This is a genomic window from Rhodococcus rhodochrous, from assembly GCF_014854695.1.
Classification (GTDB): Bacteria; Actinomycetota; Actinomycetes; order Mycobacteriales; family Mycobacteriaceae; genus Rhodococcus.
The window spans coordinates 2755161-2779266 of record NZ_CP027557.1 but is presented as its reverse complement, the minus strand read 5'-3'; the positions used below and the strand labels follow the sequence as shown (position 1 = coordinate 2779266).

Sequence of the window (24106 nt, the reverse complement as noted above, 5' to 3'; positions counted from 1 at the left end):
GCGAGATGGCCCCGTCAGCGTCGTTCCGGGCCCCCTGCGGCATCCGGCCGATCACCGTCCTGCAACTGCCGGATGGCGTCGACCAGCGGCGCGAGGACGGGTTCGGCCGCGGCTTCGTCGAGCGCCTCCCGCAAGGCGGCGTTGCGGGTGGGCCGGGCCTCCTCGAGCAGGCGCCGGCCGGCGTCGGTGACGTCGGTGTAGATGCCGCGGCGATCGGTGGGACACAGATAGCGCGACAGCAACCCGCGGTCCTTGCAGAAGCACGTCCTCGACCATGCGCACGGCGCCCCGACCCTGGCGTCCGCCGCCAACATCGGTGCCTTCAATCTCGGCAACGCTCTGGCCGCCTGGCTCGGCGGCATGGTGATATCCGCCGGATTCGGGTACACGGCACCCAACGCCGTCGGGGCCGTCCTGGCCGCGTCCGCTCTGATCCCGAACTACGCGAACACCCCCGAAGGAGCACCACCTCGTGACATCGTCCACGATCCCCACCGTCACCCTGAACAACGGCGTCGAGATCCCCCAGCTCGGCTTCGGCGTCTTCCAGATCCCCGAGGACGAGACCACCGCGGCCGTCAGCGCCGCACTCGAGACCGGTTATCGCCACATCGACACCGCCGCGGCCTACGGCAACGAGGCCGGCGTCGGCCGCGCGCTGGCGGATTCCGGACTGTCCCGCGACGAGCTGTTCATCACGACGAAGGTGTGGAACTCCGATCAGGGTTACGACGCCACCCTCCGCGCCTTCGACACCAGCCTTGCCGCGCTCGGCCTCGATCGTCTCGACCTCTACCTGATCCACTGGCCGACTCCGGCCCGCGATCTCTATGCCGACACCTGGCGTGCGCTCGAACGCCTCGTCGTGGAAGGACGCCTCCGCGCTGCGGGCGTGTCGAACTTCCAGCCCGCCCATCTCCAGCGCCTGCTGGACGGCAGCTCGCTCGTCCCGACGATCAACCAGATCGAACTGCACCCCGGTCTGCAGCAGAGCGAACTGCGCGCCTTCCACGCCGAGCACGGCATCGCCACCGAGGCATGGAGCCCGCTCGCCCAGGGCGCCGTGCTGGACGACGAGGCGATCACGTCGATCGCCGGACGCACCGGCAAGTCGCCGGCCCAGGTGGTGCTGCGCTGGCATCTGCAGCTCGGCAACGTCGTCATCCCCAAGTCCGTCACGCCGTCCCGGATCCGGGAGAACTTCGAGGTCTTCGACTTCGAGCTGACCGACGAGGACATGTCGACCATCGCCGGTGCCGATCGCGATCTGCGCACCGGACCTCATCCGGACGAGTTCAACTGACAGACCTCGCGGCTCCGGGCGGATCCACCGCCCGGAGTCGGTAAGGCGCTCGAAGAGCTGCGTTCAGGTGTATTCGACGGTCATCCTGTCGATGCTCCCGTCGAACGGGAACGGTGCGCGGTCGAAGTAGTCGAGCGAGACCGGTGAACCCAGGCAGGTGCCGATGTCCAGGCAGTCGTTCGCCGTGAACAGCAACGGCGCACTGACCGGTACGACGGTCTCCCCCACCGACTGCCCGTCGACGGACATCCGGACGTTCAACGGACCACCGGGGCGCGCTTCGGCGTACTTGGTGACCACCTCGACGAGGTGGTGTCCGGGCGCGACGCGGCTCTCCGAGCGCATCTTCGTCCGCATCAGGATGAACAGGTTGTACTCGTAGCAGAGGTAACCGTCGTCCGCGAAGCACGTCAGACCACCACCGTTGGCCCCCAGCGCGTACAGGACGCCGTGCGCCCGCTCCGGGAAGGTCACCTCGATGCAGACCCGGTTGTTCTTGTTTCCCAGTGCAGGAGCACAGAATTCGGGCATACGGGTGACGTCGCCGGTGAAATCCCAACTCGTGTACGGCGTGGTGATGCGTTGCTCCGGATGGATCGCCGCGACCCAGAGCCCCCCACCGATGGGAAGAGCGTTGTTCTTGGCTGCTTCGATCGCGAACATCTCCCGCATCTGGGCCAACTTCTCGGGGTACTGCTCGGCGAGGTCGCGGTTCTGCGTCCAGTCCTCGTCGAGGTTGTAGAGCTCCCAGGTGTCGTCGTCCGGGCTCCAATCGCGGATCCCGCCGGGCAGACCGGGCAACCACGGTGCGCGGGGACCGAAAGCCGACGCCATCCATCCGTCGTGGTAGATCGCTCGGCTGCCCATGACCTCGAAGTACTGGGTGAGTTTACCCGCCGGCGCGTCACGGTCCACGAAGGTCCGGGCGAAACCCGCGCCGTCGATCGGATCCTGCGGAATCCCGTCGACGATCCGCGGCGGTGCGATGCCCAGCAGCTCGTAGAAGGTAGGCACCAGGTCGTTGCAGTGCAGGAACTGGGTGCGAGGGGCGCGATCCGGCGTGATGCGCGCAGGCCAGCGCACCACCATGGGATTGCGGGTTCCCCCGAGATGGGACGCGAGAAGCTTCATGCCCTTGTAGGGCGTGCTGCCCGCCCAGGCCCACCCTGCGTGATACATGTTGTCGGTCTTCGGCGAGCCGAGAACATCGAGTCCGCCGAGCTCGTCGAGCGCCGCGATGTGCTGGGCCGTGGTCGTGGGGATCCCGTTCTGCGCGAGCAGTTCGCTGATGGTGCCGTTCTGGCCTTCACCGGACGACCCGTTGTCGCCCCAGATGTAGAAGACCAGGGTGTTGTCGCGGTAGCCCAGCCGGTCGAGTTCGTCGAACAGCCGCCCCACCTGGACGTCGCAGTGTTCGGCGTATCCGGCCGCGACCTCCATGAGACGACGCTGGAAGGGCTTCTCGTCGTCGGGGATGTCGTCCCACGCCGTCATGGTGGGGTGCCGCTCGGTGAGTTCGGCCTCCGGCGGGATCCAGCCCTTCTCCTTGGCCCGCTCGAACACGCGCTCGCGGTAGGCGTCCCATCCGTCGTCGAATTTGCCCGCATACCGGTCGGCCCACGGCTTCATGATGTGGTGCGGCCCGTGCAGGCACCCGCTGGCCCAGTACATGAAGAACGGCCGGGACGGATCGAGTGCCTTGTGGCGGCGCAACCAGCCGATCGCGTCGTCGGCGAGGTCCTCACTGAGGTGGTAGCCCTCCTCGGGACTCTTCGGGGGCAGGACGACGGTGGTGTTGCGGACGAGATTCGGCTCGTACTGCGACGCCTCGCCGGCGAGGAAACCGTAGAAGTAGTCGAAACCGACTCCGGTGGGCCAGTTGTCGAAGGGACCCGCTGCGGTGGTCTCCTCCGCAGGAGTGTTGTGCCACTTGCCGAAAGCCGCTGTGGTGTAACCGTAGTGGCGCAGCACCTCGGCCCCGGTGGCGCTCGATTTCGGGATGTGCCCGGAATATCCGTCCCAGTCGTTGGCGAGTTCGGCGATCTGCCCGTTTCCGACGCGGTGATGATTGCGTCCGGTCAACAACGATGCGCGGGTGGGCGAGCACATCGCCGTGGTGTGGAAGCGGTTGTAGCTGATGCCTTCGTCGAGCAGGCGATCGAGGGTCGGTGTGCTCACCTCGCCGCCGAATGCGCTCGGCAGACCGGGGCCCGCGTCGTCGATGAGGACGACCAGGATATTCGGGGCGTCGTCGGGAAGGCGACGGTGTTGTGCGCGTGGGCTGTAGACCGATTCCTGCATGGTCCGTCCTGCGATGCTTCCCGACGGCACCGGTGGGAACGGCAGAGTTTCTCCGCCCGGGATCGGATCCGGACGCAGATCCTGGCTCATGGTGGATGCCTCTTCTCACCCCATCCGTTCCCAGTACACCACCGGTATCGGGCCGCACACACCCCTGATCAGGGTGAAACCTGCCCTGTTACGGGCGAATGATGCAGCGGAATCCGATATGGCACGTCGCGGTCTCCTCGGTGTCACCCTGGCGGGCCGCGGGTCGGTACCGCAGGCAGTAGTTCGGGGCGCACAGATGCGATCCGCCCTTGATGACACGGCGCGGATACGCCTCGCGCGGATCGTGTTCGGCCTTGTCGACACGGGGATTCGTCGGGATGCAGCACGACGACGCCGGCGCGACGTTCTTACTGCTCGAAGCATGGTTCGCGGTGAAGTAGTCGGCGGTCCACTCCCACACGTTGCCCGCCATGTCGTGGAGCCCGTATCCGTTCGGCCGGAAGTGTCCGACAGGTGAGGTTCCGGCGAATCCGTCCGTTTCGAGGTTCTGCCACGGGAACTCGCCCTGCCAGACGTTCCCGCCGGGTCGGCCTTTCGGTTCGTGTTCGTCCCCCCATGTGAAGGCCGTGCGGTCGAGTCCGCCGCGGGCGGCGAACTCCCATTCCGCCTCCGTCGGCAGCTCCTTGCCGGCCCACTCGGCGTAGGCGCGGGCATCGAACCACGACACGTGGGTGACGGGATGCCGTTCCCGCCCGCCGACGGAACTGCCCGGTCCCTCGGGATGGCGCCAGTCGGCACCCGGGACGAACGACCACCACCTCGTGTAGTCGTCGAGCGGTACCGGCCCCGGAGGAGGCGTGAACACGAGCGAGCCAGGCACGAGCAGGGACGGATCGGCGCCGGGATAATCGGCGGGGTCCGGCGCGACTTCCGCGGTGGTGACGTATCCGGTGTCCTTCACGAAGCGCCGGAACTCGGCGACGGTCACCGGGTGCGTGTCCATCCAGAACCCGTCGACCGTCACCTGGTGGACCGGTCGCTCCTCCGGATAGAAGTCCTCGGACCCCATCCAGAACGTGCCTCCGGGAACGAGGGTCATGTTCTGCGTCGCGGCACGCGTCATGACGTCAGCCTCGCACGGCCCGGGTCGCGGCGCGAGGGACGCACCGACGGACGAGACCGCGCATTCTCCGGTCCCGTCCCGGCCCCGTACCGCAGACTCGGGACATGCCCTCCACGACGACGGAACTGTCCCCGATGCTGGCGACCCTCGGTCCGCCGCCGACCGGGAACTGGGCGTTCGAGATGAAATGGGACGGCCAGCGCACCCTCGCCACGGTGGCCGACGGGCAGTGCCGGCTGACCAGCCGCACCGGCAACGACATCACCCGGAGCTTCCCCGAACTCCCCCGCCCGCTCACCACTGCGACGGACGGCCGGGACTGCATCGTCGACGGTGAGATCGTCACCCTCGACGCCGAGGGTCGGCCCTCCTTCGCCCGGTTGCAGCGCCGCATGCACGTCCACCGCCCCACCGAGGAGCTACGTGCCGAGCTACCGGTCCTGATCTACCTGTTCGACGTCCTCGCTCTCGACGGACAGTCCACGACGGAGTTGTCCTATCTGGAGCGCCGGGCCGTCCTCGACGATCTGATCGTCCCCGGACCGCGGGTTCAGCTGTCGCCCTACTGGACCGATGTCGACGCACCGACCATGCTCACGGTCGCGCGCGAACACGGCCTCGAAGGGATCGTCGCCAAGGACCCGGACGCACCGTATCTACCCGGGACCCGCAGCGACGGCTGGATCAAGACGCTGCTGCGTCGGAACACCGAGGTGGTCGTCGTCGGGTGGCTCCCCGGATCCGGCAAGGCCGCCGGCGGCATCGGTTCACTGCTGCTCGGCGCCCACGACGACGAGGAACGGTTGGTGTTCATCGGCCGGGTCGGGACGGGGTTCACCGCTGCGACCAGACGTGAGTTGCGATCGCAGCTGCGTCCCTTGGAGCGACCGACGACCCCGCTGGCAGTTGCGCCGCCGGCACGGGAGACCCACAGAGCCCACTGGGTGGAACCCATCCTCGTCGGAGAGGTCGAGTACCGGGAGTACGCAGGCGGAAGCCTCCGGCATCCGAGCTGGCGAGGACTACGCACCGACAAGACGGTGCCGGAGGTCGATCTGCCCGGCCGCCACTGACCGTCCGGTTACCGTGAGGCGCATGGATGTCCGTCGCAGTGTCGCCGATGCCCGCGTGGCCCGCCTCGCCACCGCCGACGGATCGGGCGAGCCGCACCTCGTTCCGATCGTGTTCGCCCTCGACGGCGACGTGATCCACACCTGCGTCGACGACAAACCCAAATCCACCCGGCGTCTACGTCGCCTCGCCGACATCGCAGAGAACCCGCGGGTGTGCGTGCTCGTCGACCACTACAGCGACGACTGGTCGCAGCTGTGGTGGGTCCGCATCGACGGCATCGCCACGGCCCACGACGCCGATACTCCCGAGGGAACTGCGGGCATCGACGCGCTCGTCCGCAAATACTCGCAGTACCAGGCGAAACGACCACCGGGACCGGTGATCACCATCGACAGGCTGCGCTGGCGGTCCTGGTCCGCGTGAGCAACTACCGATCCAACGTGAGCATCGCCGCGGCGATCTCGTCGACCGCCGCAACGGGGACCGCGGTGCCGGCATCGCCCAGGACGAGCAACCGCGCTCCCGGGATCTCGCGTGCGATGGCTTCTCCGTTGCCGACGGGGAAGAACGCATCCCGGCGACCGTGCACGACGAGGGCCGGGATACCGACCTCGGGCAAGCGTTCTCGCCAACGGGGCGTGCAATCGAGCCTGGAGAAGACCATCCCGAGCTGATTCGCGGAGTGGGCCGACGGTTGATCGTTCGGTGTGCGGTCCCAGATGCGCTCGGCGACCGCGCGCGCGGCGACCGGATCGTCGCCGAGGACTGCTGCGCGGGCAGCGGCGAACTCTGCCACGGCCGTGCGATCGGCCCACTCGGGCATCGGAAGTGCGAACATGCGCTTCATCGTCGCTGCGTCGTGATCGGGAAGGTCGCGGTCGCACGGGCCCGGGGCGACCGGACGCGTCCCGACCAGAGTCAGGGCCCGGAACGTGGCGGGATGGTCGAGCGCAGCGACCTGGGCGACCATGCCGCCGACACCGATGCCCGCGATATGCGCCGGCCTGCCATCGAGCGCATCGACGAGGGCTGCCGCGTCGTCGGCGAGGTCGCGCAGGGTGTAGCCGGGCGCGTCCGGGTCCTTCGTCGTCGACTCTCCGCAATCCCGCAGGTCGTACCGCACGACATGACGCCCACCCGCCGCGAGCCGCTCACACAGTTCGTCGGGCCACGAGAGCATCGTCGTCCCGCCGACGAGCAGGACGAGTGGAGCGTCGTCGTCGCCGAAGAACTCGACGCCGAGGTCGACCCCGTTGGCGCTGACGGTGGTCACTGCCGCTCAACCTCCAGTGCGGCGACGGTCGGTGCGGTCTTCGAGTAGCGGAACGCCCGGTCGAACCGGTCGATCACGTCCTCGGTGGCCCTTGTGGTGTGTTGTGCCTGTCCCATGATCTCGGCTCCTTCTCGATCGGGATTCGGTCCCGTCCGCTTCGGTGACGCGGATCGGTGTTACTCGGACAGACCGGTACAACTCCCCGATCTCATCGGTCCCGACGGTTGACCTCGAGTCGACTCGAGGTGCTGCGCTGTCCGCACAACGACACTCGCGGAGGGAACCATGATCGCTTTCGGACCACAACTCATCGGCCGCACCGAGAAGGCCCTCAACGCTCTGCTGGCCGTAGCCCTTGCCGACGAGGACCTGGTCGAGACACAGTGGGTCGCACTGCGCCTCGCCGAACGATCCGACGGTTCGCGGACTCTCGCCGCGCTGCTCCACAACACCACCTACGCACCGGACACTGCGGAGGTCGTCGATTCCCTGATCGCTCGCGGGCTGGTCCGCGACGACCGGCTCAGCGCATCCGGACAAGATACCGTGGCGAGGATCGAACATCGCATCGAGGAGCTGACGTCCGGTATCTGGGATGCCGTCGACCCGTCCGATCGCGCCGCCGCCGAACGCGCACTGAACACCGTGCTCAACCATGCCCGATCGGTCCTCGCGACTCGGTAGTTGCCGGTGCATCTGTACTGGCGGTCGCGTGACGCTGACCGGTAAGAGTGTCGGCGCACTGAGCTGACGTCCGCGACGGATTCCGATACCGACTCCTTCCAAGGATGATTCGACCCTGGCACCACACTTACCTTAGCGCTAAGATAAATGGCACCGTGTCCCGCAACCAGGAGTGATCACGATGTCCCTGACCACCGTCAGCGCCCACCATCCCTACAGCCCTGCCTTCGTCGCCGGCGATCTCGTCTTCGTCTCCGGCGCCCTGTCCGTCGACCCCGAAGGCGTCGCAGTCGAGGGACGCGACGAAGCCCTCGACGCCGCGATCGACCGCATGACCGACCGACTCGCCGTGGTCGGCGGCAAACTGGAGGACGTCGCCAAGCTCACCTACTACGTCACCGACCTGTCGCTGCGCGAGGAGGCGAACCGCCAGTTCGAGCGACTGTTCGCCGAGCCCCGACCGGCCCGCACCTTCGTCGAGGTCAGCGCCCTGCCCTACGGTGCGACCGTCGAGATCGACGCGATCGCCACCGCGACGCGCTGAGACCCGAACTCCCCACGCGCCCCGCGTTGCCCGTATCGTGAAGGATGTCTTGGCGCTCAACCACTGAGCCCGGATATTTCCGACAGCACGAGGAGGGCAACGTGGGGCGCGACAGGGTTCCCGACCGTGACGCCGTCGACGACATCGTCGACCAGTGGGCCCGTGAGTGGCCCGGACTGGACGTCACTCCCCTCGAGGTGCTGGGACGCCTTCACCGCACGTATCTGCGGTATCAGAGTGCGATCGGCCGAGTCTTCGACGAGTACGGCATCAACATGGCTTCGTTCGACGTCCTGGCCGCACTGCGCCGCGCCGGAAAGCCGTACCGCATGACCTCGGGTCAGCTCGCGGAGAGTTCACTGGTCACCACAGGTGGGATCACACTGCGCATCGACCGCCTCGAGAAGGCCGGACTGGTGCGGCGCGAACGCGACGCAGAGGATCGGCGCATCGTCTACGCCGAACTCACTCCTGCCGGAAAGAAACTCATCGACGAGATCGCTGTCGCGCACTTCGAGAACGAGACGCGCATGCTCGCCGAGCTGTCGAAGAACGATAAGGCCGAACTCGTGCAGTTGCTGCGCAAGCTCGAGCACTCACTCGTCCGGCACCAGGGTGGCTGACCACTGATCATCGATACCGTTGCATGCCGACGGATCACACACCCCACATACGCGAGAGCGGCGGAGACCGAAGTCTCCGCCGCTCTTCCGTTCGTCAGCCGGCCATCTCCTTGGCGAGTTCGTCGGCGCGGGAACGGTACAGGCGTCGCAGGCGCATCACCCCGAGGTCGTGCTGGTAGAGGTTCTCGGCCTGATCTGCGTCGGGGGCCATGCCCTCGAGCATGATGCGGTCCTGTTCGAGGACCTCCCAGTGACGTTCCTCGAGCACCGTGCGGTACAGGAACCGCCACACGTCGCGTTCCCAGCCCTGCACCCGGCGGTAACGCCAGAAGAACACCGCTGTGGTCTCGGCGTCGATGGGGGTGCCCATGCCGACGATCCCGAACGGTCCGCCCGGGCCGGCCGTGGGCGGATACGGGATCTCGAGGTCCACCCAGTCGACGCCGGTGCGGCAGTACTCGACCCAGTCGAAGTTGACGCCGCGCTGATCGGTCTTCTCGAAGAAGAAACCGCGATCGGTCTCGCGGATACGGAACCGCGCGGAGGTCTCGCCGCCGAACATCGAGTGCGATTCGTGGTGCAGGAACGCACCGTGCATGGGGTCGAGGAGGTTCTCGAGGGCGAACCGCCACGGTGCTTCCCATTCGGCGTAGCAGAGGAAGGCCGAGACATCCTCGTCCACAAGCGGGTCCGGAAGATCCAGCGGTGCGGGTTCGACGTCGGGGTCGGTGCCGAACCACGCGAGGATCGCGCCGCCCACCTCGCGCACGGGCAGGGAAGTCACCAGCTTCTTGCCTTCTAGGTTGCAGCCGGGCATACCCGGAACCTTCGCGACGGTGCCGGTGCCGTCGACCTCGACGCCGTGGTATTTGCAGGCGATGCGGTCGCCGAGGTGCACACCCTGCGAGAGCGGTGCGCCGCGGTGCGGGCAGCGGTCTGCGAGCATGCGGACGGTGCCGTCGGAGCCGCGGTAGAGGACCCAGTCCTCCCCCAGCCGGCGCAGCTTGCGGATGCTGCCGCGTTCCACGAAGCCGGAGGGGCACACGGCGTGCCACTGGTTGCGCATGCCGGTCGCGAAGATCTCGTCGGCGGTCAGGTTGCGGTGCAGTCGATTGACCATGGTCAGGCTCCGATCCGGCGCATCTCGGCGGTGAACGATTCGGCGGTCCATTCCTGCGCGTCGGGCGCGTGGATTCCGGAGGCGTTGAGTCCGCGGACGAGTCCGTTGAGGTCGTGGACGCCGGATCCGAAGACGGCTTCGATGGCCTTGGCGAGTTTGATCTCGTAGGGGGTGGGGTCGGCCGTGCGGGCCTGATTGATCACCAGGTACCGATCCATCGGGAGGTCCTTTCTACAGATCCAGCACCAGCTCGGCGGAGCGGGCGCGGGAGACACAGATCATCATGGTGGCGCCGGACTCCTGTTCGGCGGCCGAGAGCAGCGAGTCGCGGTGGTCGGGGGTCCCACACAGGACGCGGGTCTCACAGGTGCCGCAGATTCCTTCGCGGCACGAGTTCGGTACGTCCACACCGGCTTCCTCGAGGGTGTCGAGGACGGTCTTCTCGGGTGTGACGGTGGCGGAGATTCCGGAGCGTTCGCACACCACCGTGAACGACGCGTCGGCAGCAGCGTCGGCCTCGCGTTCCTTGGCCTTGAACCGTTCGAGCCGGATGGCCTCGGCCGGCCAGCGGTCGGCGAAAGACTCGACGGCGGTGAGCAACCCTTCGGGCCCGCAGGCGTAGACGAGGGTGTCGGGCCGGGAATCGCCGAGGATCGATGGCAGGTCGAGCATTCCGTCGGCGTCCTCGGCGACGAGGTGCACCCGGTCGCCGTAGGGCGCGAGTTCGTCGAGGAAGGCCATCGTCTCCTTCGAGCGGCCGCCGTAGTGCAGCTCCCAGTCGACACCGGCGCGGTCGGCTTCGCGGACCATCGCGAGGATGGGGGTGATGCCGATGCCGCCGGCGAGGAAGACGTAGCGCGGCGAGGGCAGCAGCTCGAAGTTGTTGCGCGGGGCGCTGACGGTGACGACGTCGCCCGGGCGGATGATTTCGTGGACACGACGGGATCCGCCGCGGCCGGCCTTCTCGTGCAGTACGGCGACGCGGTAGCCGGTCTTGTCGTCGGGGTCGCCGCACAGGGAGTACTGCCGGATGTGACCACCGCCGAGGTGCAGGTCGAGGTGGGCGCCGGGGGTCCAGTGGTCCACGGCCGCTCCGTCGGGTCGCTCCAGTCGGAGCGAGAGGACTCCGGTGGATTCGACCCGCATCTGACGGACCATGAGGTCGACGGTCTCAGCAGCCATGATCACCCTCCGAGTAATTGATTCAGTGCTTAGTATCTTAGCGCTAAGATGTTACGCGCGCCACAGTCGAGCGAGATTTCTTTTTTCAGCTCGTCTACGTGCCCGGGACCGTCACCGGCGGCGTGAACGGCGCCGGCATCTCCCCGTACGAGGCCAGGTCGACCTCGACGATCGCCGGGGCCTGCAGCGACACTGCACCCTCGAGCACCGGGTGCGCCTCCCCCGCCGATCCGATGCGCCGGTACTCGACCCCGATCGCCCGCGCGAGCAGCGCGAAGTCCGGGGTGGTCAGGTCGACGGCGTAGGGCCGTTGCCCCGAGCCGGTCTGCATGTTGCGCAGTACGCCGTAACCGCCGTCATTGCACACGAGGAGCACCAGCCACGGCTTCTCCTGCGCCATCGTCAGGACCTCACCGAGGTGCACCGCCAGTCCCCCGTCCCCGACGAGCGCCAGGGTCGGCCGGGTCTCGTCGGCCAGGGCCGCGCCGATCGCCATGCCGAGGCCCTGCCCGATGCCGCCGCCGCGCGGGAAGATGTTGCTGCGCGGGTCGTAGACGGGCAGGAGTCGGTTGCCCCACGAACTCGACGCGATCGTCACGTCCCGGGCGATGACGGCATCGTCGGGCAGCACGGCGCGCACCGCATCGCACAAGACCGCGTGGTCACCGAGTCCGTGGCGCTGGTTCTCCCGTACACGCTGCCGAGTCTCGCAGGCGCGTTCCGTCCACGCTGCCTCGACGGCATCGCCGAGTCCATCGAGTCCCAGTACCGCCGAGAGGAATTCACCGACCTCGCCGACGACCGGCAGATCCGCGGCGAACACGCGGCCGGGCGCGGCCGGATCCAGGTCCACCTGCACGTGCCGCGGGGGCATCGGGATCGAATAGTCGCCGGTCTCGTTGGAACGGAAGTGGGTGCCCAGCGAGACCACGAGGTCGGCGTCGGCGAGCAGCGCCCGGCCGAGCGGCGACGAGCCGTAATTGCCGATGCACAGCGGGTGGCTCTCCGGCACGGCGCCGCGACCGGAGTTGCTGGTCAGCAGCGGCACACCCCAGCGGTCGACGAGGGCGGTCAGCGCGTCCCCTGCCCGCGCTGCTCCGCCGCCCGCCCAGATCACCGGTCGCCGAGCCTGCGCGATCGCAGCGAGCGCCGCCTCCACCTGGGTGCGATCCGCGCTGCGCGGCGTCCCGAGCGTCACCGGTGCCGGTTCGAGGATGTAGTCGTCTGCGTACTGCAGGTCGATCGGCCATTCGATGCTGGCCGGTCCACCGGGCGTCGACAACGCGTGGGCGACGGCTTCGCGCAGTACTTTTCCGGCGCTGCCGGTGTCGAGGATCGTCGCGGCGTGCGCCGAGACCGCCTCGAGCATGCCGAGCTGGTCCTTCGTCTCGTGGATGAACCCGCGTCCCGAGCCGAGGAAGCGCGACTCGATCTGTCCCGTCACATGGAGCACCGGCGTTCCGGCACTGAGGGATTCGATGAGGGATCCGGCGGCGTTGCCGGCCCCGGTGCCGGTGCTGGTGAGGGCACAGCCGAGTCCTCCGGTGGCACGGGCGTATCCGTCGGCGGCGTTGACGGCGGTCGCCTCGTGCCGCACGGGCACGAACCGCAGTTGCCGGCTCACCGCTTCCACCAGCGGCTGGTTGTGCACGCTGACGATGCCGAAGACGGTGTCGACACCGGCCTCGCGCAGCACCTGGACCAGCAGATCCCCACCGTTACCCGAGCGTGCGGTCATGACATTCCTTTCAGACATAGCGCGCGACACCGCCGCACACGTCGATGCTGGTGCCCGTCACGTACGACGAGCGGGGTGAGAGCAGGCCGACGATGTGGAAGGCCACCTCGTCGGCGGTGCCGAAGCGTCCGAGCCCGATACCGCGGTCGGCGGCGATCTCGGCCTCCCACTCGTCGAAACTTCCGGTGTAGCCGGAGTTCTCGTAGCGGCGACGCCACTGGCCGGTGTCGACGAGACCGAGGGCGACCGAGTTGACGCGGATCCCGTCGCGGGCCAGTTCCAGCGACAGCGACTTGCTCAGATTGAGCAGTCCGGCCCGTGCGGCGCTGGTAGTGACCAGCTTGGTCTCGGGCTGACGCGCGAGCACCGCGGAGATGTTGACGATCGACGCCGCATCCGATTTCCGCAGCAGCGGGAGCGCTGCGTCGACGGTGTTGAGCACGCTCGAGAACTTCAGGTCGAACTCGTCGCGCCAGTCGTCGAGGGTGGTCTCGGCGCGGGCCTTCATCCGCGAGTTGCCGGCGTTGTTGACCAGGCCGTCGAGTCCGCCGAACCGCTCGTATCCGCCCTGGACGAGAGCAGCCACCGCGGCGGGGTCGCGGACGTCGCAGGCTGCGGCGTGCGCCCGGTCGCGGCCGGGCAACGCGTCCAGCGCAGTGTTCAGTCGATCGAGGTCGCGGGCGCAGGTGACGACGTTGGCACCTTCCGCGAGCAACATGGCGACGGTCGCGAGGCCGATGCCGGAGCTGCCGCCGGTGACGAGACAGGTGCGGTTGTTCAGAAGCAGGTCCACGACCCGGTCCTTCCGTGAGATCAGTGCAGGACTCGAAGAGTCAGTGCAGGACGAAGCCGCCGTCGACGACCAGTTCCTGCCCGGTGATGTACGACGCCTCGTCACCCATGAGGAAGGCGACGGCGCCGACGAGATCGGCGGGTTGCTGCGGCCGGGTCAACGCCCGGTTCAGCCGGTACAGATCGTGCCGGTGTTGCGGAACGAACTGTGCCGATTCGCTTTCCGTCAGGCCGGGCGAGACGGTGTTGACGGTGACCCCATACGGGCCGAGGTCGCGGGCCATCGTGCGGGTCAGCGCCGACACTCCGCCCTTGGAGGCGATGTAGTGCGTCAGGCGCGGCGATCCGTACAGCGCGGCGTCGGAACCGATGGCGACGACCCGGCCGGTGCCGTGCTGCTCGGCGTAATCGAGGATCGACGGGACGAGGGCGCGGCTGACGAGGAAGGTGCCCCGCAGGTTCACGTTGAGCACCCGGTCCCAGTCCTCGACGGCCAGCTCGTGCACGGCCTTGCCGCCGACGCCGTCGGCGAGCGCGGCGTTGTTGACCAGTCCGTAGATCGGTCCGTCGGCGGTGACCTGCGCGGCGAAGGCATCGACGGAGTCGGCGTCGGCGAGGTCGACGTGTACGAACCGCGCGGCGATGCCGTCGGCGCGCAGTTTCGCGGCGGCGTCCTCACCGTGCGGGTTGATGTCGGCAATCCAGACCGCGGCGCCGGCGTCGCCGAGGCGGCGCGCGATGGCCAGTCCGAGGCCGCGCGCCGCTCCGGTGACGACGATCGTGCGGTCGTCGAGGGTGCCCACGCTCAGTCCCGGGAGATGCCGAAGACGGCGGAGGTCTCCGGGTAGGTCGGGACCTGCGGCTTCTGCGTGCCGATGATGACGCAGAACAGGGCGTCGGTGGTGCCGGTGTTCTTGAGGCTGCGCGGCACACCGGCAGGAACGACGATCATGTCGCGGTACCCGAGTGTGCGCTTCTCGACGACGCCGTCGCGGTGGATGCCGACCTCGACCTCGCCTTCGAGGACGAAGAACGCTTCCTCGGCGTCGTGGTGGGTGTGCTCGGGGCCTTCGGCACCGGCGGGCAGCAGCATGTTGGAGAAGGTGAAGCCGCGCGACGGGATGGTGCGGTTGTCGTTCTCGTGGTTGCCGGTGGCACCGGAACCGACGTAGCGGATCTGGGCGCGGCGGAACCGGTCGCCGGCCTTGGCCTGGAATCCGAGGGTGTCCCAGTCCTCGTGGCGGGTGCCGCGGGTGAGGATGAGCGAGTCCGTGAATTCCTTCAGGTCCGAGGTGGTGTAGTCGAGTGCCATGGTGATGCTCCGTTCCGGGATAGATGCGGGGGGTCAGACGTGCGCGGGGGTGTGTTCGCGCAGGCGTTCGGTGATGTGGACGAAGGATTCGGTCCACGCGTTGAAGGCGTCGGGGCGTTCCTGGTTGGCGAGGTGCCCGGCGCCGCGGAGGGTCACGAAGACCGCGCCGGGGATGCCGCCGGCGAGTACTTGACTCGCGGGGACACCGGTGACGGTGTCGGCGTCGCCGCACAACACGAGAGTGGGGACGTCGATGTGCGCGAGGTCGCCGGTGTGGTCGGTCGCGGCCATCGACTCGGCGGCGTGGCCGTAGCCGGGTAGCCGGACCGAGCCGGCCATGATGTCCGTTGCGCGGTCGACGAGGTCGGCGGGTGCCTCGGGTGAGAGCAGGCGCGGTGCGCGCCGGGCAGCGAAGTCGGCGGGGCCGTTCGCTGCGAGGTCGGCCGCCCGGGAGCGCATCGCCGAGGCGGTGTCGGCGTCGGTGCCCGAGCCGACGGTGGAGTCTCCGAGGATCAGGCTGCGTACGAGGCCCGGGTGGCGCAGGGCCAGCCGGGTCGCGACGACGCCTCCCCACGACATGCCGAGGACATGGGCGCCGTCGTCGCAGTGTGCGCGGATGACGTCGGCGGCGGCGTCGGCGTAGTCGTCGAGGTCGAACGGGCGGTCGGGATCGTCGCTGTGGCCGTAACCGGGCGCGTCCCAGGCGAGGATGCGCAGGGAGTCACCGAGGCCGGAGAACTGCGGGGAGAAGCTGTCGCAGCTGCCGCCGATGCCGTGCAGCATCAGCACGGCCGGTCCGGTGCCGTAGTCGGCGACGTGGATCATGACGCCTGCTCGAGGTCGTAGCGTTCGAAGGCACCGGGGTCAGGGATGCCGGCCATGTGCTCACGCACCTGACGCGAGGGTGGTCCGGCGGTGCCCCAGAGGTCGGACAGTTCCGGGACGCGGCGCCACACCCGGCACAGCCAGCGGTCCTCGTCGACCTGTGCGATGCCGGAGGTGTACTCGCACACCAGGCCGGCGGGGTCGGCGAAATAGGAGAAGGTGTTGTCGCCGGGTCCGTGCTTGCCCGGCCCCCACAGGGGCAGCTGGCCGTGGTGGCGCAGCCGGCCGATGCCGCGCATGAAGTGGTCCACGGTGGGCATCTCGTAGGCGACGTGGTTGACCGACGTCCACTGCGCCTGGTTGAAGGCGATGCTGTGGTGATCGGAGTTGCAGCGCAGGAATGCCATCTGGTGTTCGGACCAGTCGGAGACCCGCATGCCGAGCACGTCGCAGTAGAAGCGGACGGCGGCGTCGATGTCGACGGTGTTGAGCACGACGTGGGTGACCCCGACCGGGACGGCGTCCTCGCGGCCGAGGGCGGGGACGGCGAGGGTGTCGGCGACGAGCTCGAGGACGCGGCCCTCGGGATCGACGATGCGCAGTCCGTAGCCGCCGCCGACGTCGTCCAGGGGGCCGGGACCGAAGACGACGGGGATGCCGCGGGCGGCGACGCGTCGTGCGGCCTCGTCGACCTCGGCGGGAGTGGAGACGGCGAAGCTGACGCGGCCCAGCCCGTTTCGCTCGGCCTGGGTGAGCTGCAGGGCGTGGTGCTGGTCGCCGGTGCCGCGCAGCCAAGCGCCTTCGCGGCCCTGTTCGACGACGCGCAGGCCCCAGACCTGGGAGTAGAAGTCGGTGGATTCGGCGGCAGCGTGTGTGCGGAGCTCGACGGAGCGTAGGCGCCGCAGTCGGGCGATCGGTTCGTTCATGACGATCCCTCCAATGTCTTACAGGTAACTATCTTAGCGCTAAGATATTTGGGTGTACAGAGGCGATTCCGGCCGGGTGGCCGGGGATCAGTCCGCCCAGGTGTCGGGGCTGTCGTCGAGACCGAAATACACGCTCTTGCACCGCGAATAAGCGGCGATGCCGTCGCGGCCCTTCTCGACACCGAGACCGCTCTCCTTCACCCCACCGAAGGGGGTGGAGATGCTGAACCGCTTGTAGGTGTTGATCCAGACCGTGCCGGCGTCGAGGCGCCGCGCGAGCCGCCACGCACGGCGGTAGTCGCGGGTCCAGATCCCGGCGGCCAGACCGAACACCGAATCGTTGGCCTGCGCGACGAGATCGTCCACCCCGTCGAACGGCAGGACCACGAGCACCGGGCCGAAGATCTCCTCGCGGCACACGCGGGCGTCGTTGCTCAACCCGTCCACGATCGTCGGGAGGTAGTAGGCGCCGTCCGCGAGGGCGGGATCGTCGGGTACCGCTCCCCCGCACAGGACACGTCCGCCTTCGCGGCGGGCGAGGTCGACGTACGAGGCGACCGAGTCGCGGTGGGCGTGGTGCACGAGCGGGCCGACCTGGGTGAGCGGATCGCGGCCGTTGCCGATGCGCAGAGCGCGGGTGCGTTCGACGAGCCGCGCGACGAACGGTTCGTACAGGGACCGGTCGACGAACAGCCGCGAACCGGCGATGCAACTCTGTCCGCTCGACGAAAAGATCCCGTACATCACCCCCGCGACGGCCTGCTCGATGTCGGCGTCGTCGAGCACGATCGTCGGCGACTTGCCACCGAGTTCGAGGGAGACGGGCATGAGCTTCTCGGCCGCGGCGTGGGCGATCGTGCGACCGGTGCGGGTGCCGCCGGTGAAGGTGACCTTGCCGATGCCCGGATGCTGCACGATCGCATCGCCGACGATCGAGCCCTTGCCCGGCAGCACCGACAGCAATCCGGCGGGCAGACCGCTGTCGTCGATGATCCTTCCCAGCGCAAGCGACACGAGTGGCGTCCACTCGGCCGGCTTGAGGACGACGGCGTTACCGGCGGCAAGGGCGGGTGCGATCTTCTGGGCGTCGCTCGCGACGGGCGAGTTCCACGGGGCGATCGCCCCGATCACGCCGATCGGTTCGTGCACGCTTATCGACAGGTAGTTGCCGCGCGGCACGGTCAGGTCGTCGTCCCCGGATTCGAGGACCGCCGCGAAGTACCGGAAGGTTCCCGCCGCACTGCCGACGAGGGCGGTGGTCTCGGCGAGCGTCTTGCCGGTGTTGTAGCTCTGCAACAGTGCCAGTCGCGCGGAGTTCTCTTCGATGCCGTCGGCGATGCGGTGCAGGTAGCGGGCGCGCTGGTGCGGAAGCAGTCCGCGCCAGGCCGGATCCTCGGAGGCGGCCTTCCCGGCCGCGACGGCGTCGTCGACGTCGGCGGCGACGGCCTGGTGCACGGTCTGCAGGACGCGGCCGGTGGCGGGGTCGGTGACCTCGAAGGCCGGGCCGGTAGCACGGCGCCAGGTACCGGCTACGAGCATCTCGTCGGGGACGGGCACGAAGTCGAGATCGGTGTCCGTGACGGCGGGGTGGAGTGCGGTGGTCACTGGGAGATCTCCTCGAGGGTCTTCTCACGGGTTTCGGTCGCGAACAGGCCCACGACGATCGCGCCGACGAGGGCGACGAGTCCGAACAGCCCGAAGACCAGGGTCAGGGTGCCGCCGGCGTCGAGGATGCCGCCCAGGACGAGCGGGCCGACGATGATGCCGAGGCGGCCGGCGGCGCCGCCGATCGCGCAACCGATGGCGCGCATCCGGGTCGGGTACAGCTCGGCGGTGTAGACGTACAGGGCCATGTTCACTGCGAAGACGAACAGTGCCGCGCCGGCCGACCACAGCAGCACCGTCACGGCCGAACCGGTGCCGGTACCGGCGAGCAGGAACAGCAGCGCCGCGCACAGAACCATCGACGACGTGATGCAGATGCGACGGCCGAGATTGTCGATGAGGAACGCGACGGCCAGGCAGCCGACGAGACCGGCGACGGTCGTGAAGATCGAGTAGTGCAGCGCGGTGTCGACGCTGACCTCGAAGACGGTGCGGTAGAGGGTGGGCAGCCAGGAGGCGATGCCGTAATTGACGAAGTAGGCGCTGCCCCAGATCGCGGCGAGCATGAGGGTGCGGCGCAGGTACACACCTTGGAACGCCTCGATGAAGCGGCCGCGGGAGGTGTCGACGGCGACGGCGGAGACGATCGGGCGGGGTTCGGGCAGTTCACCGTGGCGACCGGAGATCTCGGTCTCGATCCGGCGCATCGCGGCGTCGGCATCGTCGAGGCGTCCGCGCGCGGCGAGCCAGCGGGGCGACTCGGGCAGCCGGAACAGGGCCGGCAGCAGCAGGATCGGGATGGCGCCGAGGGCGAAGAGGATCTGGTAGCCGAAGCGCGGGACCACCCAGGCGGAGACGATCGCGGAGGCCACGAGGCCGACGGGGAAGATCACCTCGTAGAGCAGCACGAAGCGTCCGCGCTTGTGGGCCTTGGTGATCTCGCCGATATAGGTGGCGGCGACGGGGACTTCGGCGCCGAGTCCGATGCCCTGGACGAAGCGGAAGACCAGGAAGAGCATCAGCGAGTCGGTGAACGCCATGCCCAGGCTCATCACCGCATAGAGCGCGAGCGAGGCGATGATGACGTTGAGGCGGCCCATGCGGTCGGCGAGCCAGCCGCCACCGAGTGCGCCGACGAGCATGCCGATGCCGCCGATGGCGATCACCCACGCGACGGAGGCGGGGGTGAGATTCCATTTGGGGATCAGGACGGGGAGGGAGTACGCGATCATCAGCTGGTCGAAGCCGTCGAAGAAGGTCACGGCGCCGACGGCGACCCGCGCCTTGATGTGCCACCGGCTCATCGGCAGCCGTTCGAGGCGTGCACTGATCATTTCCGCACTACTGGACATGGTGGTCGATACCGGTGTCATGGGGTCCTCGGTTTCGTGTTCCAGTTACTTAAGCCCTAAATGGCTTACCGCTAAGATGTAACCTGCAGCACTCGACATCCGTCAACCGTTGACTTTCCGTCCCGCATGACCTATGCAGGCACAGGCACCGTCGGGTCACCTCCTCCGCTCGAGCGTCGGGCCCTTCGAGGGTGCCTTCCACGTTGGCACGCCCGCACTACCCGCAGGGCAGATACCAGGGCGCGGCAGCGGTCAGTTCACATGGGCGCGCAGCACATCCACCACCCGCCGGACCGCCGGTGCCGGGTTGTCGCAGCGCCACGCGAGCGCGATCGGCAGCACCGGACTGTTCCGCAGCGGGACGTATCGCACGCCCGTCACGGTGATGTCGGTGGTCGACGCGACGACGACCGCTACCCCCACCCCGGCTCCGACGAGGGCCAGCAGGCTGTAGGGATCCGGCGCCTCCCGGGCGATCACCGGGGTGAATCCGGCGGAGTGACACACCGTGAAGGTCATCTCCCGCACGCTCGACCCGTGGGCGGCGGGATACACGACGAACCGCTCGCCGGTCAGATCGGCGGCATCGAGTTCCTCCCGCGCCGCCAGCCGATGGTCGGCCGGCAGCGCGACCATGAGCGATTCCTGCCGCACCGTCTCGGTGGCGACGTCCCGGGGCACCGGGAGGCCGACGATCCCCATGTCGAGCAGTCCTTGCGAGACGAGATCGAGCACTTCCCCCGTGTAGGTCTGCGGACGCAGATCCAGCTCGATGCCGGGACAACGCTCCTCGAGCAGCCGGGTCAGCTGCGAGATCACCGTGTATCCGCTCGCGCCGCCGAACCCGACGCTCACCACCCCGGTGACACCCGAGGCCGTCGACCGCACGACGGTCCGGGCGATCTCGATCTGCGCGGCGATCACGCGTGCGGGTCCGAGCAGCGATTCACCGGCCGCGGTGAGTTGCACCGAGCGCGTGGTGCGGGCGAACAACTCGGCGCCGAGTTCGCGTTCGAGCGCGCGGATCGTCTGGCTGAGCGGCGACTGGGCGATATGCAGTCGCTCCGCTGCGCGTCCGAAGTGCAACTCCTCGGCCACCGCCAGGAAGGCCTGCAGTTGCCGAAGTTCCATGCCGACCTCGATTTTGTCGGTTTATCTACACAATCGTGCTCGATTAGGTCTTGGACATTACACGGTTGCGCCGGTGATAGTGATCCCGATGGCGAGCCAGTTCCTCCTCGAGCGCACCGACTCGATCCGGCCGGTCGTCGGCCTCGGGATCGGGTACGTGCTGTTCTCTCTCGTCTGCATGACCACCCTGCTCAAACGCTCACCGACCGGCACCGAGCCCGACGAACCACGCCCCGCACCCGCCCGGACGACGGCCGACGCCTCCTGACACGAACGGACGACCATGAACTACGCCCACACCGACCCGGCCCTGCACGCGGTACTCGACCGCTGGATCTCCGACGCCGACCGGCCGCTCACCGACCGCCTCCTCGATCGTCTGGGTGCCGACGCCGCCGACCGTCTCGACGCGCTCGCGGCCACCGCGAACGCCCATCCGCCGGTACTGCACCAGTACGACCCCGACGGCGAACGGATCGACCGCATCGAATACCACCCCGCCTATCTCGAACTGTGCCGCGCCGCCTACAGCGAATACGGCCTCTCGGCACTGTCGCACCGCCCGATCCACGGTTGGACGGACACACCCCCGCATCTCGTCAAGTACCTGGCGTCGTATCTGTTCGTGCAGGCCGAGTTCGGCCTCGCCTGCCCGGTGTCGATGACCGATGCCGCCGCGCGCACCCTGCGGATGTTCGGCGACCCTACGGTGTTCGGTCCGTGGATCGACGGCCTGACCTCCCCCGATCCCGCCACCGCCCTGACCGGCGCGATGTTCATGACCGAGACCCAGGCCGGAACGGACATCGCGAAGACCGAGACCCGGGCCGAATTCGACGGCACCACATGGCGATTGACCGGACGTAAGTGGTTCGCCTCCAACCCGGACGCCGACGTCGTGATCACCCTCGCCCGGTTCCCCGGCGGCGACGAGAACTCCACGCGCGGGGTGGGAATGTTCATGCTGCCCAAGCAACTTCCCGACGGCAGCCGGAACTCGTACACGATCGACCGGCTCAAGGACAAGCTCGGCACGCGATCGATGCCCAGTGGTGAGATCACCCTGCACGGCGCGTACGCGCTGCAGGTCGGCGACCTCGACCGTGGATTCCGGCAGATGACGGAGATGCTCAACACCTCCCGCCTGTCGAACGCGATGCGCTCGAGCGCCCTGATCCGGCGTGCCGTGCGCGACGCCGTCGCTCACACGAGGGAACGGGAGGTCTTCGGGAGGTCCCTGTTCGATCAACCGCTCATGCGCGCCACCCTGCTGCCGCTGCTGCTCGACGCCGAGGCCGCGCTCGCACTCGTCGCCTACAGCGGTGCGACCCTCGACCGTGCCGACAAGGGCGACGAGCAGGCCCGCGGTGTCGTCCGGATCCTCACGCCCGTCGCCAAGCACTACATCTGCAAACGTGCCCGCACCGTCACCGGTGAGGCGATGGAGATCCGGGGTGGCAGCGGCTATATCGAGGACCGCGTGTTCGCCCGCCTCGTCCGCGACTCGCATCTCGGATCGATCTGGGAGGGTTCGAGCAACGTCATCGCGCTCGACGTACTGCGGTCCATGCGCAAGAGCGGCGCGCACCGGGTCCTCGCCGACGCGCAGCGCACCCTGCTCGACGCGGCGCATCCGGAATGCGCCCCGGCGGTCGCGGCACTGCGGGAACGCTGGAATGCACTCGAGGCGCGCGGCGAGGACCTGCTCGCCGGCGACGACACGCACGCGCAGACCCGCTGCGCGATCTACACCGACGATCTCGCACGGACGGTGATGGCGACCCTGCTCGTGGACCTGGCGTCGCACCGCATCGAGCGCGGTCTCGGCCACCGGTCGTTGCTCGTCGCCCACGCCTACCTGGACGGCCTGGCCGGTGAGCCGAATGCCGTCGCTGTCGACCACCTCGCCGCGATCACCGACGGCACCGACGTCGACCCGTCCGTCGCGGCCGCCGCGGCCGCCGCCGATGCGGCACCGACTGCACTGACAGGAGCCCGCTCATGAGCACGAATCCCACCGGCCCCGCCCCGCTCGCCGGCGTCAAGGTCCTCGACCTGTCGAAAATCCTCGCCGGACCGTACGCGACCATGTCGTTCGCCGACCTCGGCGCCGATGTCACCAAGGTCGAGCACCCCGACGATGGCGACCCCACCCGGGTGTGGGGGCCGCCCTTCGTCGGCGACGACGCCACCTATTACCTCGCGGTCAACCGCGGCAAGAAGTCGGTGACCATCGACCTCAAGTCCGAGGAAGGGCAGCGGATCGTGCACCGGATGCTCGCCGACGCCGACGTCGTGGTCGAGAACTTCAAGCCGGGCAGCGGTCTGCAGAAGATCTTCGACTACCGCGCCCTGTCCGAGCAGTATCCGCACCTGATCGTGCTGCACATCTCGGCCTTCGGTGACGAGGGCCCGCTGGCCGACCAGCCCGGTTACGACATGGTCGCCCAGGCCGCAGGCGGTCTGATGTCGCTGACCGGGGAACCGAACGGCGCGCCGATGAAGGCCGGCTACGCGATGGGCGATCTCGGTGCGGCCCTGTTCGGGGTCATCGGGGTGCTCGCCGCGCTGGTCGAACGCGCTCGCACCGGTCGCGGCCAGTACGTCACCACGTCGTTGTTCGAATGCCAGCTGGCGATGCACGTCAACTGGGCCACGAACTACTTCGCCACCCGGGAGCGCCCGCACGCCCTGGGCTCCGCGCACCCCAATCTCGCGCCCTACCAGGCGTATCCGGCGAACGACGGTTATTTCGTCGTCGCGGTCGGGAACGACGGATTGTGGGAGAAGCTGTGCACGGCACTGGAAAGACCGGAACTTGCGACCGATGTGCGGTTCCTCCGCAATCGTGATCGCATCGAGCATCGCAGCGAACTCGACGAGGTCCTCACCGCGGCGTTCGCGACCGGGACGGTGCAGCACTGGTGCCGCGTCCTGGAAGACCACGACGTGCCGGTCTCCCCCATCCGGCATCTCGACGAGATCTACGGCGATCCGCACACCGCCGCGATCGGCATGGTCGGCACCGTCGACCACCCGTCGGGTCCGCTCGAACAGATCGCGTTCCCGGTCAATTTCGGTGGGCAGCGACCACCGCTGCGGTCGGCGCCGCCGCTGCACGGGGAACACACCGACGACATCCTCGCGGGATATCAGGAGGTCACTGTTCCGTCCTAGCGACGAACGTCTCGAATATTGCTGACCTAC

Annotated in this window: 25 protein-coding genes and 1 pseudogene; 10 read left to right on the top strand and 16 right to left on the bottom strand. The window is 68.3% G+C overall.

Annotated features, from left to right (window positions below):
* Positions 1-14 precede the first annotated feature (14 nt).
* Entirely contained in the window at positions 15-242 is a 228-nt protein-coding gene (locus C6Y44_RS13010) for a hypothetical protein (protein ID WP_404817747.1), read from the bottom strand.
* A gap of 10 nt (positions 243-252) precedes the next feature.
* Here C6Y44_RS13010 and C6Y44_RS28405 point away from each other — a divergent pair.
* Together C6Y44_RS28405 and C6Y44_RS13005 are read left to right on the top strand one after the other, a co-directional pair.
* Positions 253-435: pseudogene (locus C6Y44_RS28405) on the top strand (MFS transporter); the annotation flags it as partial.
* A gap of 37 nt (positions 436-472) precedes the next feature.
* On the top strand, positions 473-1303 hold the full coding sequence (locus tag C6Y44_RS13005; RefSeq protein WP_159418285.1) for an aldo/keto reductase: 831 nt from the start codon (positions 473-475) through the stop codon (positions 1301-1303).
* Between the two features lie 63 nt (positions 1304-1366).
* Here the strand turns inward: C6Y44_RS13005 and C6Y44_RS13000 are convergent, their stop codons facing one another.
* Together C6Y44_RS13000 and C6Y44_RS12995 are read right to left on the bottom strand one after the other, a co-directional pair.
* Entirely contained in the window at positions 1367-3694 is a 2328-nt protein-coding gene (locus tag C6Y44_RS13000) for an arylsulfatase (RefSeq protein ID WP_159418286.1), read from the bottom strand.
* Positions 3695-3782: 88 nt separating this feature from the next.
* Entirely contained in the window at positions 3783-4718 is a 936-nt protein-coding gene (locus tag C6Y44_RS12995; protein WP_159418287.1) for a formylglycine-generating enzyme family protein, read from the bottom strand.
* A 104-nt stretch (positions 4719-4822) separates the two neighbouring features.
* Between C6Y44_RS12995 and ligD the strand changes: the two genes are divergently transcribed.
* Together ligD and C6Y44_RS12985 are read left to right on the top strand one after the other, a co-directional pair.
* Positions 4823-5791, top strand: coding sequence for a non-homologous end-joining DNA ligase (gene ligD / locus C6Y44_RS12990; protein WP_159418288.1), 969 nt, complete (start codon positions 4823-4825; stop codon positions 5789-5791).
* A gap of 22 nt (positions 5792-5813) precedes the next feature.
* Positions 5814-6215, top strand: coding sequence for a TIGR03668 family PPOX class F420-dependent oxidoreductase (locus C6Y44_RS12985; RefSeq protein ID WP_159418289.1), 402 nt, complete (start codon positions 5814-5816; stop codon positions 6213-6215).
* Between the two features lie 4 nt (positions 6216-6219).
* Here the strand turns inward: C6Y44_RS12985 and C6Y44_RS12980 are convergent, their stop codons facing one another.
* Positions 6220-7065: an alpha/beta fold hydrolase gene (locus C6Y44_RS12980; protein WP_159418290.1), complete on the bottom strand. Its 846-nt coding sequence runs from the start codon at positions 7063-7065 to the stop codon at positions 6220-6222.
* Between the two features lie 285 nt (positions 7066-7350).
* On the opposite strand from C6Y44_RS12980, the gene C6Y44_RS12975 reads away from it, so the two are divergent.
* From C6Y44_RS12975 to C6Y44_RS12965, 3 genes are all read left to right on the top strand, one after another.
* Complete coding sequence (locus tag C6Y44_RS12975) at positions 7351-7749, top strand: hypothetical protein (RefSeq protein WP_225623548.1); 399 nt, start codon at positions 7351-7353, stop codon at positions 7747-7749.
* A gap of 181 nt (positions 7750-7930) precedes the next feature.
* Entirely contained in the window at positions 7931-8293 is a 363-nt protein-coding gene (locus tag C6Y44_RS12970; RefSeq protein WP_026061146.1) for a RidA family protein, read from the top strand.
* Positions 8294-8394: 101 nt separating this feature from the next.
* Positions 8395-8916, top strand: a complete 522-nt coding sequence (locus C6Y44_RS12965) for a MarR family winged helix-turn-helix transcriptional regulator (RefSeq protein ID WP_159418291.1) — start codon at positions 8395-8397, stop codon at positions 8914-8916.
* A 94-nt stretch (positions 8917-9010) separates the two neighbouring features.
* On the opposite strand, the gene C6Y44_RS12960 is transcribed toward C6Y44_RS12965, so the two are convergent.
* The 12 genes from C6Y44_RS12960 to C6Y44_RS12905 form a co-directional block, all read right to left on the bottom strand.
* The gene (locus tag C6Y44_RS12960; protein WP_159418292.1) at positions 9011-10036 is read right to left on the bottom strand and encodes an aromatic ring-hydroxylating oxygenase subunit alpha; all 1026 of its coding nucleotides are present in this window, start codon (positions 10034-10036) and stop codon (positions 9011-9013) included.
* Between the two features lie 2 nt (positions 10037-10038).
* Positions 10039-10254 carry a recombinase-like helix-turn-helix domain-containing protein gene (locus C6Y44_RS12955; protein WP_159418293.1) on the bottom strand — a complete coding sequence of 72 codons (216 nt, stop codon included), beginning with the start codon at positions 10252-10254 and terminating at the stop codon, positions 10039-10041.
* Between the two features lie 13 nt (positions 10255-10267).
* A complete protein-coding gene (locus C6Y44_RS12950; protein WP_120282638.1) occupies positions 10268-11218 on the bottom strand; it encodes a PDR/VanB family oxidoreductase in 951 nt (316 codons plus the stop codon).
* Positions 11219-11312: 94 nt separating this feature from the next.
* The gene (locus C6Y44_RS12945) at positions 11313-12974 is read right to left on the bottom strand and encodes a thiamine pyrophosphate-binding protein (RefSeq protein WP_120282637.1); all 1662 of its coding nucleotides are present in this window, start codon (positions 12972-12974) and stop codon (positions 11313-11315) included.
* Positions 12967-13749 (bottom strand): SDR family oxidoreductase, encoded by a 783-nt coding sequence (locus C6Y44_RS12940; RefSeq protein ID WP_106199707.1) that lies wholly within the window; start codon positions 13747-13749, stop codon positions 12967-12969. Before C6Y44_RS12940 ends, C6Y44_RS12945 begins: the two co-directional genes overlap by 8 nt.
* 40 nt (positions 13750-13789) lie before the next feature.
* On the bottom strand, positions 13790-14551 hold the full coding sequence (locus tag C6Y44_RS12935; RefSeq protein WP_059383468.1) for a 3-oxoacyl-ACP reductase family protein: 762 nt from the start codon (positions 14549-14551) through the stop codon (positions 13790-13792).
* A 2-nt stretch (positions 14552-14553) separates the two neighbouring features.
* Complete coding sequence (locus tag C6Y44_RS12930; RefSeq protein ID WP_106199710.1) at positions 14554-15060, bottom strand: cupin domain-containing protein; 507 nt, start codon at positions 15058-15060, stop codon at positions 14554-14556.
* A 33-nt stretch (positions 15061-15093) separates the two neighbouring features.
* Positions 15094-15885, bottom strand: coding sequence for an alpha/beta fold hydrolase (locus tag C6Y44_RS12925; RefSeq protein WP_159418294.1), 792 nt, complete (start codon positions 15883-15885; stop codon positions 15094-15096).
* On the bottom strand, positions 15882-16811 hold the full coding sequence (locus C6Y44_RS12920) for a VOC family protein (protein WP_085468236.1): 930 nt from the start codon (positions 16809-16811) through the stop codon (positions 15882-15884). The genes C6Y44_RS12925 and C6Y44_RS12920 overlap by 4 nt, the downstream gene beginning before the upstream one ends.
* 87 nt (positions 16812-16898) lie before the next feature.
* Entirely contained in the window at positions 16899-18350 is a 1452-nt protein-coding gene (locus C6Y44_RS12915; protein WP_120284273.1) for an aldehyde dehydrogenase, read from the bottom strand.
* Positions 18351-18412: 62 nt separating this feature from the next.
* The gene (locus C6Y44_RS12910; RefSeq protein WP_120282635.1) at positions 18413-19789 is read right to left on the bottom strand and encodes an MFS transporter; all 1377 of its coding nucleotides are present in this window, start codon (positions 19787-19789) and stop codon (positions 18413-18415) included.
* A gap of 231 nt (positions 19790-20020) precedes the next feature.
* Positions 20021-20899, bottom strand: a complete 879-nt coding sequence (locus tag C6Y44_RS12905) for a LysR family transcriptional regulator (protein WP_120282634.1) — start codon at positions 20897-20899, stop codon at positions 20021-20023.
* 88 nt (positions 20900-20987) lie between these two features.
* Between C6Y44_RS12905 and C6Y44_RS12900 the strand changes: the two genes are divergently transcribed.
* From C6Y44_RS12900 to C6Y44_RS12890, 3 genes are read left to right on the top strand one after another with little or no spacing between them, the layout of a single operon-like run.
* Positions 20988-21167, top strand: coding sequence for a hypothetical protein (locus C6Y44_RS12900; RefSeq protein WP_174246921.1), 180 nt, complete (start codon positions 20988-20990; stop codon positions 21165-21167).
* Between the two features lie 15 nt (positions 21168-21182).
* Complete coding sequence (locus C6Y44_RS12895) at positions 21183-22904, top strand: acyl-CoA dehydrogenase family protein (protein ID WP_120282632.1); 1722 nt, start codon at positions 21183-21185, stop codon at positions 22902-22904.
* Positions 22901-24076: a CaiB/BaiF CoA transferase family protein gene (locus C6Y44_RS12890; protein WP_120282631.1), complete on the top strand. Its 1176-nt coding sequence runs from the start codon at positions 22901-22903 to the stop codon at positions 24074-24076. The genes C6Y44_RS12895 and C6Y44_RS12890 overlap by 4 nt, the downstream gene beginning before the upstream one ends.
* Positions 24077-24106: the final 30 nt, after the last annotated feature.

Bases quoted from the DNA above. Each gene is read 5' to 3' on its own strand.
- C6Y44_RS13000 (WP_159418286.1), bottom strand. From the start codon at position 3,694: ATGAGCCAGGATCTGCGTCCGGATCCGATCCCGGGCGGAGAAACTCTG.
- C6Y44_RS12995 (WP_159418287.1), bottom strand. From the start codon at position 4,718: ATGACGCGTGCCGCGACGCAGAACATGACCCTCGTTCCCGGAGGCACG.
- ligD (WP_159418288.1), top strand. From the start codon at position 4,823: ATGCCCTCCACGACGACGGAACTGTCCCCGATGCTGGCGACCCTCGGT.
- C6Y44_RS12985 (WP_159418289.1), top strand. From the start codon at position 5,814: ATGGATGTCCGTCGCAGTGTCGCCGATGCCCGCGTGGCCCGCCTCGCC.
- C6Y44_RS12975 (WP_225623548.1), top strand. From the start codon at position 7,351: ATGATCGCTTTCGGACCACAACTCATCGGCCGCACCGAGAAGGCCCTC.
- C6Y44_RS12970 (WP_026061146.1), top strand. From the start codon at position 7,931: ATGTCCCTGACCACCGTCAGCGCCCACCATCCCTACAGCCCTGCCTTC.
- C6Y44_RS12960 (WP_159418292.1), bottom strand. From the start codon at position 10,036: ATGGTCAATCGACTGCACCGCAACCTGACCGCCGACGAGATCTTCGCG.
- C6Y44_RS12955 (WP_159418293.1), bottom strand. From the start codon at position 10,254: ATGGATCGGTACCTGGTGATCAATCAGGCCCGCACGGCCGACCCCACC.
- C6Y44_RS12950 (WP_120282638.1), bottom strand. From the start codon at position 11,218: ATGGCTGCTGAGACCGTCGACCTCATGGTCCGTCAGATGCGGGTCGAA.
- C6Y44_RS12945 (WP_120282637.1), bottom strand. From the start codon at position 12,974: ATGTCTGAAAGGAATGTCATGACCGCACGCTCGGGTAACGGTGGGGAT.
- C6Y44_RS12930 (WP_106199710.1), bottom strand. From the start codon at position 15,060: ATGGCACTCGACTACACCACCTCGGACCTGAAGGAATTCACGGACTCG.
- C6Y44_RS12925 (WP_159418294.1), bottom strand. From the start codon at position 15,885: ATGATCCACGTCGCCGACTACGGCACCGGACCGGCCGTGCTGATGCTG.
- C6Y44_RS12920 (WP_085468236.1), bottom strand. From the start codon at position 16,811: ATGAACGAACCGATCGCCCGACTGCGGCGCCTACGCTCCGTCGAGCTC.
- C6Y44_RS12915 (WP_120284273.1), bottom strand. From the start codon at position 18,350: ATGCTCGTAGCCGGTACCTGGCGCCGTGCTACCGGCCCGGCCTTCGAG.
- C6Y44_RS12910 (WP_120282635.1), bottom strand. From the start codon at position 19,789: ATGACACCGGTATCGACCACCATGTCCAGTAGTGCGGAAATGATCAGT.
- C6Y44_RS12905 (WP_120282634.1), bottom strand. From the start codon at position 20,899: ATGGAACTTCGGCAACTGCAGGCCTTCCTGGCGGTGGCCGAGGAGTTG.
- C6Y44_RS12900 (WP_174246921.1), top strand. From the start codon at position 20,988: ATGGCGAGCCAGTTCCTCCTCGAGCGCACCGACTCGATCCGGCCGGTC.
- C6Y44_RS12895 (WP_120282632.1), top strand. From the start codon at position 21,183: ATGAACTACGCCCACACCGACCCGGCCCTGCACGCGGTACTCGACCGC.
- C6Y44_RS12890 (WP_120282631.1), top strand. From the start codon at position 22,901: ATGAGCACGAATCCCACCGGCCCCGCCCCGCTCGCCGGCGTCAAGGTC.